Origin of the sequence: Brevibacillus sp. AF8 (assembly GCF_021270385.1) — a bacterium.
Classification (GTDB): domain Bacteria; phylum Bacillota; class Bacilli; order Brevibacillales; family Brevibacillaceae; genus Brevibacillus.
In genome coordinates, this window is sequence record NZ_JAGQDN010000018.1 from 60486 (window position 1) to 78919 (window position 18434).

General features: G+C 48.4%; 13 protein-coding genes. 5 read left to right on the forward strand and 8 right to left on the reverse strand.

What is annotated here, in order from left to right:
- Nucleotide 1: 1 nt before the first annotated feature.
- Together KB186_RS20885 and KB186_RS20890 are read right to left on the reverse strand one after the other, a co-directional pair.
- Nucleotides 2-304 (reverse strand): PTS sugar transporter subunit IIB, encoded by a 303-nt coding sequence (locus KB186_RS20885; RefSeq protein WP_015893830.1) that lies wholly within the window; start codon nucleotides 302-304, stop codon nucleotides 2-4.
- A 204-nt stretch (nucleotides 305-508) separates the two neighbouring features.
- Nucleotides 509-3187, reverse strand: coding sequence for a sigma-54-dependent transcriptional regulator (locus tag KB186_RS20890; RefSeq protein WP_232774290.1), 2679 nt, complete (start codon nucleotides 3185-3187; stop codon nucleotides 509-511).
- A gap of 198 nt (nucleotides 3188-3385) precedes the next feature.
- Between KB186_RS20890 and KB186_RS20895 the strand changes: the two genes are divergently transcribed.
- The 4 genes from KB186_RS20895 (at nucleotide 3386) to lplT (ending at nucleotide 8834) form a co-directional block, all read left to right on the forward strand.
- Complete coding sequence (locus tag KB186_RS20895) at nucleotides 3386-4765, forward strand: HAMP domain-containing sensor histidine kinase (RefSeq protein ID WP_173610301.1); 1380 nt, start codon at nucleotides 3386-3388, stop codon at nucleotides 4763-4765.
- A 19-nt stretch (nucleotides 4766-4784) separates the two neighbouring features.
- Nucleotides 4785-5423: a response regulator gene (locus KB186_RS20900; RefSeq protein ID WP_007724579.1), complete on the forward strand. Its 639-nt coding sequence runs from the start codon at nucleotides 4785-4787 to the stop codon at nucleotides 5421-5423.
- A gap of 110 nt (nucleotides 5424-5533) precedes the next feature.
- Nucleotides 5534-7642 (forward strand): AMP-binding protein, encoded by a 2109-nt coding sequence (locus tag KB186_RS20905; protein WP_232774291.1) that lies wholly within the window; start codon nucleotides 5534-5536, stop codon nucleotides 7640-7642.
- Nucleotide 7643: 1 nt separating this feature from the next.
- Nucleotides 7644-8834: a lysophospholipid transporter LplT gene (gene lplT / locus KB186_RS20910; protein WP_173610299.1), complete on the forward strand. Its 1191-nt coding sequence runs from the start codon at nucleotides 7644-7646 to the stop codon at nucleotides 8832-8834.
- Nucleotides 8835-8903: 69 nt separating this feature from the next.
- Here lplT and KB186_RS20915 read toward each other — a convergent pair whose 3' ends face one another.
- The 5 genes from KB186_RS20915 to KB186_RS20935 all read right to left on the reverse strand — a co-directional run bounded on the left by KB186_RS20915 (nucleotide 8904) and on the right by KB186_RS20935 (nucleotide 15721).
- Nucleotides 8904-10847: a bifunctional metallophosphatase/5'-nucleotidase gene (locus KB186_RS20915; RefSeq protein WP_483298226.1), complete on the reverse strand. Its 1944-nt coding sequence runs from the start codon at nucleotides 10845-10847 to the stop codon at nucleotides 8904-8906.
- A gap of 198 nt (nucleotides 10848-11045) precedes the next feature.
- Nucleotides 11046-12821 (reverse strand): DNA helicase RecQ, encoded by a 1776-nt coding sequence (gene recQ / locus KB186_RS20920; protein WP_232774293.1) that lies wholly within the window; start codon nucleotides 12819-12821, stop codon nucleotides 11046-11048.
- Between the two features lie 396 nt (nucleotides 12822-13217).
- A complete protein-coding gene (locus KB186_RS20925; protein ID WP_232774294.1) occupies nucleotides 13218-13763 on the reverse strand; it encodes a VanZ family protein in 546 nt (181 codons plus the stop codon).
- A 169-nt stretch (nucleotides 13764-13932) separates the two neighbouring features.
- Nucleotides 13933-15042 carry a sensor histidine kinase gene (locus KB186_RS20930; RefSeq protein WP_173610294.1) on the reverse strand — a complete coding sequence of 370 codons (1110 nt, stop codon included), beginning with the start codon at nucleotides 15040-15042 and terminating at the stop codon, nucleotides 13933-13935.
- Complete coding sequence (locus KB186_RS20935) at nucleotides 15032-15721, reverse strand: response regulator transcription factor (RefSeq protein ID WP_016739586.1); 690 nt, start codon at nucleotides 15719-15721, stop codon at nucleotides 15032-15034. The genes KB186_RS20930 and KB186_RS20935 overlap by 11 nt, the downstream gene beginning before the upstream one ends.
- A 164-nt stretch (nucleotides 15722-15885) precedes the next feature.
- On the opposite strand from KB186_RS20935, the gene KB186_RS20940 reads away from it, so the two are divergent.
- A complete protein-coding gene (locus KB186_RS20940; RefSeq protein ID WP_173610293.1) occupies nucleotides 15886-16653 on the forward strand; it encodes an SDR family oxidoreductase in 768 nt (255 codons plus the stop codon).
- A 63-nt stretch (nucleotides 16654-16716) separates the two neighbouring features.
- Here the strand turns inward: KB186_RS20940 and fumC are convergent, their stop codons facing one another.
- Nucleotides 16717-18105 carry a class II fumarate hydratase gene (gene fumC, locus KB186_RS20945; protein WP_232774295.1) on the reverse strand — a complete coding sequence of 463 codons (1389 nt, stop codon included), beginning with the start codon at nucleotides 18103-18105 and terminating at the stop codon, nucleotides 16717-16719.
- Nucleotides 18106-18434 lie beyond the last annotated feature (329 nt).

Below are 18434 nucleotides of genomic sequence, written 5' to 3' on the forward strand. Positions count from 1 at the left end.
CCTACTGTTTTAGACGAAGTGCAAACTCAAGCACGTTTTTCCCGTTCAACGTTCCGTAATCGACCGTGCTGATTACGTCTACAGGAATTCCTCTGGATGCCCCTTCTTTTTTCATCTCTGTCAGCTTGTAACGAACTTGTGGCCCCAACAAGAGTACTGCTGCTTGATCGATATGATTCTTCACTTCATCTGCGGAAACTGCCCATATTTTAGCGTCCAACCCTTTTTCTCTGGCAGCCTCCTCCATTTTTTGAACCAGCAAGCTTGTCGACATACCCGCTGCGCAACACAATAAAATATTCATTGTACCCCCTCCTCTCAACGAGTGATGCCTTACTGTAAGAGCAAGTTGCGTGCCAAAACACCAAAAAATGTATGCGCTTACTGAGAAAACCGCATGGTTAGTCATATTTCGCGACCTCATCGCCTGCCATCCCCATTAGTGTTTTTATGTAAGCGCTGTAGTGTTTGATTTTGAATAAGGAATAGTCAAAAAATAAAACACTGGTTAGGCCAGTGTTTTATTGTGTATGAAGAAATTCATGATAAAACAAACGTCGTCTTCGCTGATCACTACCTCATATTTGTCTTCCAGCGGCAATAATTCATGGCGGATTAAGCTGTACAGCTTGCGATTCTCCTGCAAAAAACTTTCTTTTTGAATATACGCCACGGATTGCGCACCTGCTTTCAGACGATCTACCAAGCAGCAGATATGCAAGTAGGCCCCAATTCGCGTGTCAAAAACCAAATAATTGTTCAATCGCTCCTCCATACGGCCGACACACATCCTCACGTCTGCGAGAATATCTTGACCGTCTACCATTTGCAGATGCTCCCCCAGCGACTCTTGCATCTTCAGGTAGGCCTCTTCCAGATCGATCACTTGCTGGATATCAGACATCGCTTCTCCGTTCAAAACATCGTCCATGCTATGGTGGCGCAATTCGCGGTCGAGAATGTAATTGCTCACCACGAACAGAATTTTTCTCTCTTCCTTGATTTTTCGAAGCTGACTGCGTGCCTGTGCCTTATCGATCAGTTGCAGCGGCACAAATTCCAGAAGGCTATCATCGTACCTGAGCCTCGATTCCAGCAGCTTTTTCAAAAACAAGGCACTGCCTTCCCCAGACAGGCAGGCAGCGACAATCGTTAGCGCTGGAACATGCTTTTGCACCTGTTCTTTCGGCTGCTCCTCCCGTTGGTAGAGCGACATGCCCACGACATCTCGGTAAACATCCTCCAGCGAATGACCGAGCATGGCCTTTCGAGTGGCTTCAATCACATGCGGCGTACTGACCATCGGAATGACCTTGACCGGAATGCCGATCTCCCGCTCGATAATTTCGCCAAAGCCGAGCAGCGATCCCATATCCACGAGCAACAGCAGTCCAGCCTTGCTCCCGATCTCTCTGGCTACTTTCATTGCTTTTTCCAAAACACTCATGGAATCTTCTTCAAGCGGCAGGTCAATGGCTCTCGCATATTGTGTGACTAGCAATCGGTTCGTCACATCGACCATCGCTGTCGCACCGCCGCTTCCGTGCGTAATCACAAGCACTCCGATTGTTTCCCGTTCTTCCTCCATGCTGACATCGTCGAGCACGAAAAACATGGTCAAATATCCAGCCTCACCAATCGGCAGATCCATGAGTATCGCTTCTTCTATCATGCGAACGCACTCTAGCGCCACTGCAAACTCTTTCTTGTATTTGATTCGCACATGGTTGATTTGCGGATTCACGATTTGCTTGCCTTGCGCGAGCCGCTCCTTTGATGTCTGAATATGCAGCGCGAGACCAAAGATTACCTTCTGGCTCAAAATCTTCTCCAGCTTGGCCTCTGCGAAGCGAACGATCTCTTCCACGAGGTGAATGATGAACGGGTCGATAATTCGGGCCATGTCGCCCTTATTTACGCGTTGATGGACGCCTTTGATAAAGGTCGTAAAATAATTCTCGATGTCAAACTCCAATTCTTCTTCACTCACACCGAGGTTTTGCAGCTCATATATTTTTTGCTCGATTTTTTCATAGACACTGTCCGTTGTATCCTCTGTTTCTCGTCCGATCCAGATGCCCTCTTTTGATGGCTGCACGACAAAGCAATTGTGCTCCGTCCCAATGATTTCATCGAGCTCCTGCTTGTAATCCTTCACCAAAAGCAGCCCTTGCTTGACATGATGCGGCAGGTCCTGAACAGACACGTGTAGCTGATTCTTTTTTAACGAAATGAATTCGGCATAGGCGCTGGCGCAGGTGAGTTGAATATCCGTTTTTAACTGTCCAATGTTATTCGGGCAGTGATAGCACAAGAATGCCTGCACAGCATTGGCCGATATCTGAATCTCTCTCCCCAACCGAAAGGCCTCTTCTTGAAAAATTTCCATCGTAATACTGAAGCGCTCTTCCAAGCCACGCTCAACCAAAGATGGCAGCTTGATGACCATGGGAATGCGCCTCATGAACGTTTTTAAGAGACTCGACTCCGGATTTTCTGTCGTGGCCATGACAATCTGGACGTGAGCCGTCCGCTCCATCTCTGTTTCCCCTACGCGGCGGTATATACCCTTATCCATAAAGGTAAAAAAGATTTCCTGTCCTTCCGCCGGCAGCCGATGCACCTCATCGAGAAAGAGAATGCCGCCGTCTGCCTTTTCCACGAGTCCTTTGCGGTCCATCTCCGCTCCGGTGTACGCCCCTTTTTTGACTCCGAACAATTGACTGATTAAGAGCTGCGGGTTGTTGGCATAATCGGCACAGTTAAAAATCACGAAAGGAGCATGCTTATCCAGGCGTCCAATATCAACGGCAAACTCGTGAATCATCCCAGCAAACCACGATTTTCCTACACCTGTTTCCCCCAAAATCAAGCAATGCATCCCTCGCGGCGGATACAAAACGGCCGCCTTTGCCTGCTCAATACGCGTGATCAGGCTCTTGTTGGTCTTCGCCAGCCTGTCCAGCGACGTCTCCGCCAAATAGAGCGAATCGTTTCCTTGCTTGGCAAAAAACAGCGTCGGACGCCCTTCTTCCTTCCCGATTCGACCTTCCTTCCACAAACGGTTCAAATCGCTGCTCACATTCGCTCGACTCAAACCAAGCCGCTCAGCCAAATCTGAAGCGCTTACTTTTTTATCAGGACCAGCGTCTACTAACGTCTGGAATATTACATCTAATCGTTTCACTCTATCACCCGCCGTTGAATAGATAGAAAGTCACGAAATACACAACCAGTCCTTCTCAATTCCACGAATATTTGGAAAAACCTGCTTGCTGCTTTTTCCCCCTTCTCCCGTTTTAGTCCCGATGATTTATTTTTCCGTTTCCTTTCCCTGGTGTACGATATAATAGATAAATCATGATTGACAGGAGATAGCAAATCCATGATGGTTTTCATCGTGTTTACCATATGGGCATTAGGTCTGTTTGTGCTGTTCACAGACCCGAAACGAACGTCGATCCGCTGGGCTTGTGCAACTGCCTTTGTTGGGGCTGGGGGCTTTATCTCAGGCGCGATTGACGAGACGATCATGCCCTATTTTGCAGATTACCTGGCCGCAAAGCCCGGGACCACGAACACCCTGATATTAGTAAGCCGCATCTCTTCTTTTGTTTGCCAAGCGGGCTTGCCCTATACGTTTCTCATGTTTTCCGTGCACTCAACTGAATTCTTGTCTCGCAGAATAAAGCTGACGATACAATATGCTGCTCTCATCCTGCCGCTTGGGATGCTTTGGATTACACCCGTTTATCCCGAACTGCTTTTTAACTACTGGATTATGGTGGCATGGGTGATTCCGTTTTTTCTGTTCTCCTGTACGTTGCTTGTCGTACAGTACATGCGAGAAAAAGATCCACTCGTGAAAAAGAACAGCTTTTTCACGAACGTACTCATCATCGTTCCGTTGTTTTTCGTCTTTATTTTCATCTATATCATGCGCACTCAGAACGATTACGAAGCTTGGCGCTACAACATTGGCGTGGTCACGATCCAGTTTATCCTGATCGTTGCCATCAGTTTGAAATACGGCTTTCTGGGCGTCCGTCTCCGCGTGGAGAAAAGACGTCTGGACAGTACCTTGCGTGCCTTGACTTCCGGTGCGCAAATCATTAACCATACGATCAAAAATGAAGCAGGCAAAATCTCGCTGTATGCCGACCGTATCGAGACATATGCGGATGAAACCAACCAACCGTCGCTAAAAGAAGATGCGCTTGTCCTGATGCAATCCTCGCAGCATATGCTGGACATGATGAATCGGATTCAAAACCAACTGCGAGACGTCGAGTTGCGAGAAGAACCATGTGACCCTGGCCAAATCATCGGGCAAGTCACACAAAATCTGACGCCCTATATCCTGAAACAACAGGTAGAAGTCGTTAGTGAATTGGACGAAGCCCTTCGCTTGTATGGTGATGGCGTACAACTGCGCGAAGTCATCACCAACTTGTGCATGAATGCGCTGGAAGCCATGAAGTCGGGCGGCAAGCTTCATCTTCAGCTATTTTTGTCCCACAAGCATCTCATCATCACTGTCGCAGACACAGGCACAGGCATCACAAAAGAGAACCTGCCTCATGTACTCGATCCTTTTTTCTCGACAAAAAGGACAGGGCAAAACTTTGGTCTCGGGCTCTCCTACTGCTACAATGTCATGCAAAAGCATCAGGGCCAACTGGAAATCTACAGTGAGCAAGGCAAAGGAACCACCGTTTTCCTGTTCTTCCCGAAAAAGCGCGTCATCACAACCGACTCTGAATAGCGAAAGGACGCAAACACACATGAATCCAATCAGGGTATTTTTAGTAGAGGACGATCCCGTCTGGCGCAAAGGCCTCATTGACTTCCTGAACAAAGAACCGGATCTCACTGTAGTAGGGGAAGCAGGGTTCAAAGCAGAAGCAATCGAGCGCTTTTTGCCTGCCAAAGCGGATGTCGTCTTAATGGACATTAACTTGACCGAGAACAATTTGGACGGGATCGAGACGGCAATCGAATTCATGGCACTTCAAGCTGACAGCAAAATCATCATGCTCACCTCTCTGACAGACGAGGCAGTGATCGTGGAATCATTTTCCGCAGGTGCCGTCAACTACATCAGCAAATCGAGCTTCAAGGAAATTCCCGACGCCATCCGTGCTGCTCACAACAGCCAATCTGCCATTCACCCTACGGCGGCTGCGGCACTGCGCAACGAATTTTTGCGTTTGAAAAACGATGAAAACCAAAAGCTGTTATCTCCCGCAGAAAGAGACATCCTACAACTCATCCACCAAGGTCATACGCAGACGCAGATCGAACAATCTCTCCACATCACGAAGCGTACGATCAAAAATCACATCAACCGAATCCTTAAAAAAATGGGCGTCAAAACAAGCAAGGAAGCGGCCGCAAAAGCCAGCCAAAAAAAGCTATTCTAGGTCTTATTACCAGGTACCAATGAATGTTGGTACTTTTTTTACATGCTCCACTCTTTACAATGAAAGCTATAGAGCAACTCTCAATTATCCCTTGTAAAGGTGTGGTCCACATGGCCCTTATTTATTCTTTCTTAAAAACGATCCTGATGCTGTGGTTTCGTCCTCGTGTGCTTGGACTCTCCAAAATCGACTTGTCGAAACCATCTCTTATCACTCCCAATCACGTCTCCTTGCTAGATGCGGTACTCCTATCCTTTTGCTTGCCAAAAGAAGCGACCTTTGTCGTCAACACGGAGATCGCCAAGCGGTTCGCGTTTTTCCTCCGCTTCCGCAAGCATATCGCAATCGATCCGCTCAACCCGTACTCCATCCGCCACATGCTCCGCGTCCTTCGAAACGGGCAGACGCTGGTGATTTTTCCAGAAGGTCGGATTACGACGACGGGCGGCATCATGAAAATCTACAGCGGTGTCGGCTATCTCGCGCTCCGAACTGGTGTAACGGTTTACCCAATCATTATTAATGGCCTGGAACGTTCGATCTTCTCATATTTGAAAGGAAAGCTGAAGCTCTCCTGGTTCCCTGATGTGACCATGACAGTAGGCACTCCGTTCACCATCGAGCGCGATCCAAACCTGTCGATGCGCCAACAAAAAGCCACGGCCAATGATCGCATCCTACGTACTCTCCAAGAAGGCTTGTTCGAAAGCCGAATGAAGCAAAACGTGAATCTGTTCGATGAAGTTCTCGAAGCAGCTCGCCTGAATGGTGCAAAAATGGAAATCGCCAAGGACCTGACGTCCGCGATCGACTACAAGACCTTGTTAATCGGCAGCTACTTGCTCGGCAACAAATTGCAGCCGATGCTTTTGGGAAAACCGGTTGTCGGTGTTTTCCTTCCCAATTCAGTGGGTCATCTCGTAACGTTACTCTCGTTGTTCCGCATCGGCGTCACTCCAGCCATCCTGAACTTTTCACTCGGGATTCGTTCCCTGCTGGATTGCTGCGAGACTGCTCATATCGATACGATCCTGACATCGCGTGTATTCATTGAAAAAGGAAAGCTGGAGCACATCATCGCAGGTCTTTCACCGAGCATGAAAATTATTTATCTCGAGGATTTGAAAGCATCCGCGACTGCTTTTGATAAAGTGTCTGCACTGTTCTCTTATTTGCGGAAGAAAAAGGCTTCTGCGGCTAGCAACGAGCTGATCCTCTTTACCTCCGGCAGCGAGAGCAAGCCAAAAGGTGTCATCCTGACGCATACGAATCTGTACGCGAATATTCAACAAGTGACCAGTGTGATTGACATTACGAGTCGCGACAAGTTTTTCAATGCCCTGCCTATGTTCCACAGCTTCGGCCTTACTGCGGGAACACTCTTACCGGTAGTGAAAGGCATCCCGGTCTATCTGTATCCAAGTCCGTTGCATTACAAAGCGATTTCCGAATTAGTCTACGACCAAAACGCAACGATTCTCTTTGGAACCTCGACCTTTATGGCTGGTTACGGACGTATGGCCCATCCTTACAACTTCTACACCTTGCGCTACGTATTTGCAGGAGCGGAAAAGCTAAAGGATGATGTGCGCAAGCTGTGGATGGAAAAGTTCGGTGTGCGGATTTTTGAAGGCTATGGGGCAACGGAAACAGCTCCGATCCTGGCGCTCAACACCCCGCTGGCTAACAAACCGGGAACCGTCGGGCGCTTGATGCCAGGGATGTCCGCCAAGCTGGAACCAGTAGAAGGAATCGATGCTGGCGGAGAGCTTTTGGTGAAGGGTCCGAACGTCATGAAAGGTTATATGATTCACGGAAAAGGCTTTGTTCCCGCTGAGGAATGGTATCACACAGGTGATTTGGTTACTGCTGACAAGGACGGCTTTCTCAGTATTCAATCCCGCTTGAAGCGCTTCGCCAAAATCGGCGGCGAGATGGTTTCTCTCAATCTGGTTGAGGAACTGGCTATGCAATGCTTTGGACACTCCGGTTTTGCTGCGATCACAGTGAATGATGCGCGAAAAGGTGAGCGTGTCCTGCTATTTACCACAGATGAAACGGTTCAACTGAGCCAATTGCGCGCGTATTTGACGGAAAAGCAATTCTCGCCACTGCTCATTCCAGGTACGATGCAAGTCATCAAGGCTCTACCACTTCTCGGTAGTGGAAAAACGGATTACGTCAGCCTGAAACAACTGGCCGAAACGGGAGGAAAATGATGTGAACATACGATTAAAACCACTACAAGCCCTGTACTTCACTCAATTTCTATCGGCCTTTGCCGACAACATGATTTTGTTTGTCATCGCGAATCTGCTGCGGGAGAACGGTTTTTCTCCCGCGATGCTTGCACTCGTATCGATTTCATTCTTTCTCCCTTACGTTTTTCTCGCTCCACTGGTTGGGCCTTTTGCCGACAAGCACGCCAAGTCTATCGTGCTGGTGATCGGCAACCTGATTAAAGCACTTGGTGTCGTCTTGCTGTTTTTCATTGACCAGTCGAGCATCATCATGCTGATGTTGTGTTACTTCACAGTAGGAGTCGGAGCGGTCGTGTATTCTCCAGCCAAGTACGGCATTTTGCCGGAGCTGACTCGAAATGAAGATGAACTGTTTCATGCGAATGCACGTATCGAAGCCTATACGATCTTTGCGATTTTGACAGGAATCGGTGGTGGTGGAGCCATCGCAAACATGACGGCACCGCTTATCTCGTCTGGAATTTGTCTGCTGATCTATCTGCTGTCGCTCGGTATGACTTTCTTCGTTCCACGCATGAGAGGGAATGCATCCATTCGCTATGGGGCAGAAGCACGACGCTTTTTCATCGACTTCCAGCACCTGATGAATCGTCCGGAAACGAGCTTTGCCCTGATTGGAACCGGAGCATTCTGGATGTCCTCCGCTGTCCTGCGCGTGGCTGTTCTGGCTTGGATTCCCCTCGCGCTTGGGATTAACCCGGAGAGCTTCTCTGTGTCACTGATTCTCGCAACGACATCCATCGGAATTATCGCGGGAGCTTTTCTCGCTCCCAAACTCATTCCTTTGACTCATTTCACTCGATCGCTGACATACGGATTCGGAATGTTTCTCATCATCGTGCTATTTCCCTGGACGAATATCACCTTTGTTGCCATCAGTCTATTGCTTCTCGTCGGGTTTATGGGCGGCGTGTTCATTATCCCGATGAATACCGTTTTGCAGGATGAAGGCAAACGGATGGTCGGTTCCGGGAAAACGATTGCGATTCAGAATTTCATCGAGAATCTGCTGATGGCCGTAGGCTCCGGCATTTACTACCTGATCACCTATATCGGTATCTCCATCTCCGGTGCGATTGTTGGTCAAGGGCTGCTGTTGCTTGGGTTCCTGTTGTACCTGGTGAAGTACCGCCGACGTATCTTGCGTTGAAAGATTGGCATCGTCGAAAAAGAAAAAGCCGTGACTACTAGCGTCACGGCTTTTTTGCGTTTATCTATGCTATTTCTTTTGCTGCGTATTGGTTGTCGGTGTACCCGATTTCTCCGCAGCCTTTCTCGCTTCGTTCAGTTGATGATAAAATTCACCTTTTGTTTTGACTGTCGGGAACTTCGCTGCATTGATTTTTGCTTTTGCAGTCAGCTCGGTGATTTCTTCTTTGGTTATCGCGTCCTTGATGTTGATGGAAGCGATATTGGTGTATTTGCCATCTGCCGTTTTCGGAACGCTCAGAATGCCTGCATTGATTAGCTCTACTACATCCTTGCGTTCAGGTGCAGCGGTGTCCACGCCTGTAATCTTCCAGTTGTTTTGTACTTTTGGCTCGTAAACGCCTTTTTTCACTTCTTTTAGGTACGCAATAGCACGGTTGCGGATCGTACCACCTGTTTCACCGAACGCAGTATTGTCTTTGGAAGACCACAGTTGTTCGAACTTGCGTCCTTCCAACGCGCCACCTTTTGCCTGCAAAGCTTCCATCCGGTATGAGTTCATCCCGAGCTTCAAGGTATCTGTAGCCTTGATCGGTGTCTCATCGAGCTTGCGCAGGTTCGTGATGCGGCTGCCGTATGGCTTGGTCAGGTCGATCTCGTATTTCACGCCACCGAAGAAATCGTTGGTGCTGTATTTGGAAGCGCGGCGTTTTGGATCAAAGCTTACGGTCACGTCACCAGGACGCGTGGAATTGAAGTAGCCCACAGCCCATTCCATATAGTCCTTCAAGTCTTTTCCGGTTACTTTGTATACAGTAATTTCGCCACCCGCGTATTGGTAGTTGTAGGCGATATCCTTTTTCTTGATCGGACCGATATCCAGCTTGGCTTTGTCGTTGTCGATCTGGTGAGCAACCACGTCTGCTTTGCTATAGTAGAGCATCACTTCGTGGAAAAAGTCGGATAGTGGCGTCTCCTGAATTTGGACCGTCGGGATGCCCTCTATCTCGTTTTTCGCTACAAGGTTCATGCCTTTGAGCTCTGCTACGACGATGTTGGCATCTGCACGCGCGAACTCATGGAAAGGCTTGAGCTTGGTTTCCAGCGCTGCATCGGATACTGCTGGTGTGCCATCTGCGCCTTTTACAGGGACCGCAGTCGCTTCCTTGTCAGTCAGCACGAGCTTGCCGTCTTTCTTCTCGAAAGTCAGGTCAATGCGAGAGAGATGCGTACCGTATTTGTCCGGCTCTGTAATCAGGACGCCGTTGATCTCTTCCTTTTTCACGAGCTTGTGCATATGACCTGCAAAAATCGCAGTCAGTTCTGGAACAGCGTTCGCGATATCTGCTACGCCCGTACCCGGAATTCCGTTTTCATTCTCGATGCCCATGTGCATGAGACCGATCATGACGTCTACTTTGCCTTCCAGCTCTTTTACAGCTTTCTTGGTTTCTTCTACCGGATTTTTGATCACGAGGCCATCCAGATGATCGGTTCCTTTTTCGAAATCAGTAATCATCGGGGTGTTCATCCCAATGACGCCGATTTTTACACCGCCACGCTCAATGATCGTGTACGCAGGCAAGAAACGCTCGCCATTTTCCTTGTAAATGTTCCCTGCCAACACAGAGCCTTTGTATTGGCTGCTTACCTTGTCCAATACATCGAGTCCAAAATTAAATTCATGATTGCCGAAAGCCCATGCGTCATAGTTCATTTCGTTCATCGCGACCATGACAGGAGATTGCGGTTGGTCGTTGAAAAGCTCTGCCGAGTTGTCTTGGATCGAATCGCCTGCATCCAGCAACACGGTGTTTGGATTTTCTTTGCGAATCTCTTTAATCATCGTGAACAATTGCGTCATACTGCCATTTGGATTCGGGCCATCCAGCGCATAATCCCACGGCATGAATCGTCCGTGAATGTCAGATGTACCCAGCAACGTAATTTTGGTAGGTGTTTCTGCAGCCTTTACCGGTGCGGCGATCCCCATCATCGCACTGCCCAGCACCATGGATGTAAGTGCTACACTGAATAAGCCCTTCGCTAGTTTTTTCATGTTTTCCCCTCTGTCTCTCTTAATCTGTCAATGCCCTCGATGGTGTTGCTCTAATTGTCCTCCTGTTCTATTTTGTATGAAAATTCTGGGTTCCTATTTAACTATAGCAGGCATATGAAAGGAAAAATAGCAAAAAAAGCCGTGACATACATGTCACGACTTGATCGCTGCATAGTTCTGCAAACACTCCAGAAAGAGTTCTCCGTACTTCTCAAATTTCGCCTCGCCAACTCCTTTGATCTGGAGCATGGCTTGTTTGTCAGTCGGGCAAACACTGCTCATTTCTTTCAAGGTACTGTCTGGGAAAATCACGTACGGCGGTACTTTTTGTCGCGTCGAGATTTCCTTGCGCAATGCTCGCAGGTGCTCGAACAACTCGTCATCCTCTGTCAGCTGCACAGGGCGAATCGAGATTTTTTGCACAACGCGCTCTTCACCCCGCAGAACAGGCAATGCCCGCTCCCCTAGCTTTACGATTGGATATTGGCTCTCCGTGACTTGTAAATAGCCTTCAGCAATGAGGAGCTGGATCAAATCTGCGATTTCTTTTTCCTTGTATTCCTTCATCAATCCGTACGTAGGCAACTGGTCGAAGGAAAACTGGGTGACCTTTTTATTCTTGGAGCCTTTCAGTACCTGCGCGACGAGTGCGGCACCGAAGCGCTCTCTCATACGTTTGACGCAGGAGAAAATCTTCTGTGCTTCGAGCGTGATATCGGACAGCTCGGTCTCATCGGTGCAGTTCCCGCAACGTCCGCACGCGGCAGCATCAGTTTCACCGAAGTATTGCACGATGTTTTGCTGCAAGCAGCGCGGCGTCCGGCAATAGTCGATCATCGCGTACAGCTTTTTGTACTCCAGCTCCTTGCGCTCGTCCAGCAGTTGATTTTGCTCGATGAAAAACGTTTGGGTCTGGATATCCTGCGGCTGAAACAACAGAATACACTCACTTGGTTCCCCATCGCGTCCAGCACGGCCCGCTTCCTGGTAATACGCCTCCAGGTTTTTCGGCATGTTGTAATGAATAACGTAGCGCACATTGGACTTGTCGATGCCCATGCCAAAAGCGTTGGTTGCGATCATCGTCCGGACATCATCGAACAGGAATGCTTCCTGGTTGGCCGCACGTTCCTCTTCCGTCAGTCCTGCATGGTATTTGGTCACAGCAAAGCCACGCTTGTCCAAATCTGCATGCAAAGCGTCCACGTCTTTTCTCGTTGCCGCATAAATAATACCCGCCTGCTGCTTATTCGCCCGCAAGTACGCCTGGATGAATTCTCGACGGTTCTCCCCTTTGCGTACAGACAAGATGAGATTGTCTCTGCCAAACCCTGTGATAAATAGGCGCTCGTCCTGTAATTCTAGCTGTCGCTTGATGTCCTCGGTTACCTCCGGTGTCGCTGTTGCCGTCAAGGCTGCGACGAGCGGACGCTGTGGCAAGGATTGAAGAAAACGGGCAATTGCCAAATAGCTCGGACGGAAATCATGGCCCCACTGCGAGACGCAATGCGCTTCGTCTACTGCCACAAACGAGATCGGAACATCCTGAATCAGGTTTTGGAACGTTTCGGATTCCAAACGCTCTGGGGCGATATACAGCAGCTTGTACTCTCCACGGGCCGCCATACGGAGTCGATCGCGAACCTCGCTATAATCCAGTGAGCTGTTAATTTGGGTGGCGGGAATGCCCATGCTGACCAGTACGTCGACCTGATCCTTCATCAGCGAGATGAGTGGGGAGATCACGATGGTTACTCCTTCTTGGAGCATCGCGGGGACTTGATAGCAGATGGATTTCCCGCCGCCTGTTGGCATGATGCCTACTGTGTCATGTCCGGCCAACAGGCTCGTGATGATTTTCTTCTGGCCTTCTCGGAATGATTCGTAGCCAAAGTACTTTCGTAGAATCTCTTGCGCTTTATCTAACAAAGAGAATCACCTTCTCTTTCGACGGATTTTCAATGGGTTTCTACTAGTGTAAACATAGGGATTGGGACAAAACAAGGGGGGACCGCTGCGTTTGGGTCAACATGGTGGAGGGGAAGAAAAAGCACAGTTCTCTTCGACTCTGACACACCCGCAAGGGGGATTCACTGTCCGTCTCCACTTCAAAAAGGGGACCGTCGAGCCAAAGCCACCCTACGGGCGGACGTTTCTCAGGGAAGAAGTGTTCGACAAGCGTGGTCCCCTTTTTGAAGTTCCGACTGGGTAGGCGTTGTCAAGGTCTGCGAGCCCTGTGCTTTTTCTTCTCGCCAGCTTTTTTGTTCATCCACACCTTTTTTAATAATAAAGAAATAAGCACCACAGGGGTGCCTAATAAGTAGCCTAGGAAGAGACTGACAAGATGAATCGTTTTTTCTGTAGAAGCCAAATGAACAAGTAGATCACATACCCAATTATACCGCCCGCTGTATTCAATAGCAGGTCATCGACATCGAATGTTCCGACGTTCATTACGAGTTGTGTCAGTTCCACACCGAGGCTTAGCATCAGAGATAGCTGGATGACTCTGAATAGGGAGCCGGCTTTTTTCGGGAACAAGAGTGGCAGAAGGAAGCCAAATGGCATGAAGGCGATCACGTTGCCTACGAAGTTCACTGCACTGTGCCAGCTATGGTTATTTCGTATCAATTTGATATAGTTCTCGATTTCGTGAAAGGGCACCAAATTACTCTGATAGCGTAAGCGCTCCACAATCACAGAGGGATCTTTCCAAATGATTTTACACTGATCCACTAGCAAGCTGCTGTCCAAACTGCCGAATTTAAACAGCAGTACCTTCACGACGAGAAACAAGTAAAGGGCAAACACTGCATAACCTGCAATTACAAGCAGTTCTGTCGGTCTCTCCACTTTTTGCACGTTATCCATTGTCAAACCCTCTCTCCCCATCAGTTTTTTTGTCACTGTAAAACGATTGACATCTTCTTTTGCGCCCGTCACGACGGAAATGAGCCGCTTGTCATAACCTCATGCAGTCAGGATAGACTTTTCGTTTAAAATTAACGGAAACGAAAGGTAAAGAAAAAGTAAAGCTTTCTCAAATGCTTGAGATTGTACGTGGTAGCCAAACGGTAAAGGTCGTCCATTCATTTGTGCTTTCAACGGAAATGGTGCCTTGGTGCAGATCGATGATGCTTTTGGCGATAGCAAGACCAAGACCCGAGCCCCCTGTCTCTTTCGAACGTGAGCCCTCCACTCGAAAAAAGCGTTCAAACAAGCTCGATACATATTCAGCCGGGATCGGCGCTCCGTTATTGGCAACGGAAATCGCGACACCTTCTTCTTGCTGAAAAACGCGAATGATAATTTCTGTACCATCGTGTCCGTATTTCACTGCGTTTGAAATGAGGTTTTCCAAAACGCGAACGAGCTTGTCAGTATCTCCCGCCATTTCAATTTTTTGATCGGGCGTATCTACGATTAAACGAAGCCCCGCCTCATTCGCCACGAGCCGAAAGCCGACTGATACTTGCTCAACCAGCTCTACCAAGTCAAACTGCGTTCGCTTCAAATACGCTCCGCGATTGCGGACCTTCGTGTACTCAAACAAATCATTGACGAGCACGTTCATCTGTTTGGCCTTTTCGTAGGCGATATGAGCGTAGTGCTTGAGCTTCTCCTCGTCCTTTTGTTTGTTCTGTTCAATCAGCCCAAGGTAGCCAATGATGGAGGTCAACGGCGTTCGCAAATCGTGAGAAACGTTGGTGATCAGCTCATCCTTCGATTGTTCCAGCCGCCGCTCCTCCTCCATCGCATCCAAAGCGCTTTTGACCAGAGCATGGATGCTATCGACGACTTGGCCCAAGCTGCCGTTTGGACGAATAGAAATCTGGTGATGATAGTTGCCTTTTGCAATGAAATGCAGTTCGCTTATGATTTGTTCCATCTGCTTTTGTTCCAGGTACTTGCGGATACGAACGACCGACCACGCTGCAAACATACCGGTTGCCAACAAAATAATGGGGATTTTAAAAGAGTTGATATCGAAATTGACCCGCATCTTCCAGATGAACTCTCTGATTTCCGGGATGGTGTACAAATAGTTGTTGGCAAAAAAATCGGCCATTTGAAAAACAGCGTAGATGATCATGAGGCCGAGCAGCAAATCGAAAAGGATGCGAATAAAATCCTTGGCTCTAAGCTTCAATTTTATAGCCGACCCCCCAGACCGTCTGTATCACCTTCTCGCCATTGGTCGCCTTCTCCAGTTTTTCCCGCAAGTTGCTGATGTGAACCATTACCGTTTTGTAGGAAACGAAATTCTCCATTTTCCAGCAGCGGTCAAAAATTTCTTCCGAGCTGAATACCCGATTCGGATGACTTGCCAGAAGATGCAGGACAGAAAATTCCAATGCCGTCAGCTTGATCGGGGTGCCTTCTTTTGTCTGAACGAAGTGGCTTTGCTTGTCGATAATCAATGGCCCCGCCTCAATCACATGATCCTGTTTGCTTGCCTGCGTGTAGTTCGACCGTCGCAGGAGAGACTTGACCCGCGCAATTACTTCCAGCGGATTAAAAGGCTTCGCCACGTAATCGTCTGCACCCGTCATCAAGCCCAGGATTTTGTCCATATCATTCGTTTTGGCACTCGCCATCAGGATGGGGATAGTCGAGTTTTTTCGTATGCGCTTGGTAACTTCCAGCCCATCCAGATTGGGCATCATGACATCCAGAATGACGAGATCGATGGGCTTCTGCTCCAGCTTCTCCATCGCTTCCAAACCGTCAAAAGCCTTTTCGATCTCATACCCTTCATTGCTCAAATATATCGCCATCAGTTCTACAATCTCTTTGTCGTCATCTACAATCAAAATTCTCACGGACAAACACCTCCGAACTCATGCGTAGTAGATATAGATAGCATCACTATAACAAGAATTGTTAAAGAAAAGGTAAAGCAAGTAAGACTAACCGCCGAATGAGAGAGCAATATTTCAAACCTCCCCTTGTGTTATAACTAACTTGAATTTGAATCAAGGGAGATGAAACCATGAGTAATTTGAAAGGAAAAATTGCGTTGGTAACCGGAGCAAGCCGCGGGATTGGTCGTGGCATCGCATTACGTCTGGCACAGGACGGAGCATTCGTCGTCGTACACTATGGAAGAAGACAAGAAGAAGCAGAAGCAGTCGTACGTGAGATTGAACGCGCTGGAGGCCAGGCATTCGCAATCGGCACAGACTTGCGTACCCTTGACGGCATTCGTAATTTTTATGCGACATTGGACGAAGCACTGCAGAAGCGTACAGGAGATCATCGTTTTGACATTCTCGTTAATAACGCTGGGATCGGACAAATCTTAACGTTGGAAGAAGCTACCGAAGAATCGTTTGACGAGGTCATGAACATCAATGTCAAAGCACCATTTTTTATGATCCAACAAGCTTTGCCCCGTCTAAGAGAGGAAGGCCGTATCATCAATCTCTCATCCTTTGTGACTCGTGCAGCTTCCCCAAGTGTGTTCACTTACAGTATATCGAAAGGGGCTGTAAACACACTGACGCTAGCCTTGGCAAAGCAACTGGGGAGCCGTCAGATTACGGTAAACGCGATCCTTCCTGGCATTATTAACACCGAGATGAATGCTGGTACGTTGCAAAATAATCCGGATGGGCAGAAGTATGCCGCTGGACTTTCTACCTTCAACAGATGGGGAGAGCCTGATGATGTAGCGGATATTGCCGCTTTTCTGGCTTCCTCGGACAGCCGTTGGGTAACCGGGCAATTGATTGATGCAAGTGGCGGATCGCATCTGTAATTGTCTTCAAAAAAATAACCGATGGCCACTACACGGAACCATCGGTTTTGTTTATGAAGCCCCTTATTCTTTTGGATGAATCATTTGTTCAGGGCGCACAACTTGATCGAATTGCTCTTCGGTCAGCAGATTGCTCTTAATCGCCGCTTCCTTGAGTGTAATGCCTTCTTTGTGAGCCAGCTTCGCTACGGCTGCTGCATTTTCATAGCCGATATGCGGGTTCAGCGCCGTCACCAGCATCAGCGAGTTGTTCAGATTTTCTTTGATCACTGTCAGATCAGGCTCGATACCTACTGCGCAATTGTCGTTGAAGGACTTCATCACGTCTGCCAACAATCTTGCGGATTGCAGGAAATTGTAGATGATGACTGGCTTAAACACGTTCAGCTCGAAGTTCCCCTGACTTGCAGCAAAGCCAATCGCAGCATCGTTGCCCATCACTTGGCATACGACCATCGTCATCGCTTCGCTTTGGGTCGGATTCACCTTGCCTGGCATGATCGAGCTGCCTGGTTCGTTCGCCGGAATGATAAGTTCACCGATTCCGCAACGCGGGCCGCTCGCCAGCCATCTTACGTCATTGGCGATTTTCATCAGATCCGCTGCCAGTGCTTTGAGGGCACCATGTACATGAACGAGCTCGTCATGGCTGGTCAGCGCGTGGAACTTGTTTTCTGCGGTCACGAATTGGTGCTTGGTTTCCGCGCTGATTTCTGCAGCGACCATTTCACCAAAACGAGGATGAGCATTGATTCCTGTTCCTACCGCCGTACCGCCAATCGCCAGCTCACGCAGGTACTCTTTGCTCTCCTTGATCATTTTTTCGGATTTTTCCAGCATGCGTACCCAACCGCTGAATTCTTGGCCCAGTGTCAGTGGAGTCGCGTCCTGCAAATGCGTGCGACCGATTTTGATGATATCCATATAGGCTTCGCTTTTTTCTTTCAACGTTGCCTTTAACAGCTGGAGTGCAGGCAGTACTTGCTCCTCGATAGCGACCAGTCCAGCCATGTGCATCGCTGTCGGGAACGTATCATTAGAGCTTTGCGATTTATTCACATCATCGTTGGCATGGATGCGAGCCGAGCTGCCTTTCGCTTCGAGCAATTGGTTCGCGCGATGAGCAATGACTTCGTTGACGTTCATGTTGGATTGCGTGCCGCTGCCAGTTTGCCAGACAACGAGAGGAAAATGCTCATCCCATTTTCCTTGGATCACTTCATCTGCTGCCGCCACAATCGCTTCTGCCTTTTCATTGTCGAGCTTGCCCAGCTTTTGATTTGCCAGCGCAGCGCTTTTTTTCAGGATGGCAAACATGCGAATCAGTGGAAGTGGCATTTTTTCTTCGCCGATTTCAAAGTTTTGGAAGCTGCGTTGCGTTTGGGCGCCCCACAGCTTATCCGCCGGAACCTTGATTTCTCCAATCGTGTCCTTTTCAATTCTGAATTCCATCTCGCATCCTCCTCGTTATCAAGCGTTTCCTTATGTAAAAAAGGATAAGGCAGTTCTTCTTCACTAAAATGATAATGATTTTCATTCTTGTTATCAAGGGATGAAGTGTTTTTTGGGGGAAAACTAAAAATATTGCTGTCCTCAAACGGTTGGGATCGGAGGAAGCCCTGCCACATGTCTTCCAGTCTCCTGTATCCTCTCTTCGTTCGGGCGGTCTCCTTCCAGACATGTGACAGTGCTTTCGTACAGCTTATGTGTAGTAGGAGCTTTTACAACGTTTGGTAAGTATTTCAGGAAGACTTTATGAGTTCACTCTCAAGAGTGGAAAC

Excerpts from the sequence above, each read along its gene's own strand:
- fumC (WP_232774295.1), bottom strand. The coding sequence starts at position 18,105 with ATGGAATTCAGAATTGAAAAGGACACGATTGGAGAAATCAAGGTTCCG.
- KB186_RS20915 (WP_483298226.1), bottom strand. The coding sequence starts at position 10,847 with ATGGTGCTGGGCAGTGCGATGATGGGGATCGCCGCACCGGTAAAGGCT.
- KB186_RS20885 (WP_015893830.1), bottom strand. The coding sequence starts at position 304 with ATGAATATTTTATTGTGTTGCGCAGCGGGTATGTCGACAAGCTTGCTG.
- KB186_RS20905 (WP_232774291.1), top strand. The coding sequence starts at position 5,534 with ATGGCCCTTATTTATTCTTTCTTAAAAACGATCCTGATGCTGTGGTTT.
- KB186_RS20940 (WP_173610293.1), top strand. The coding sequence starts at position 15,886 with ATGAGTAATTTGAAAGGAAAAATTGCGTTGGTAACCGGAGCAAGCCGC.
- KB186_RS20895 (WP_173610301.1), top strand. The coding sequence starts at position 3,386 with ATGATGGTTTTCATCGTGTTTACCATATGGGCATTAGGTCTGTTTGTG.
- KB186_RS20900 (WP_007724579.1), top strand. The coding sequence starts at position 4,785 with ATGAATCCAATCAGGGTATTTTTAGTAGAGGACGATCCCGTCTGGCGC.
- KB186_RS20925 (WP_232774294.1), bottom strand. The coding sequence starts at position 13,763 with ATGGATAACGTGCAAAAAGTGGAGAGACCGACAGAACTGCTTGTAATT.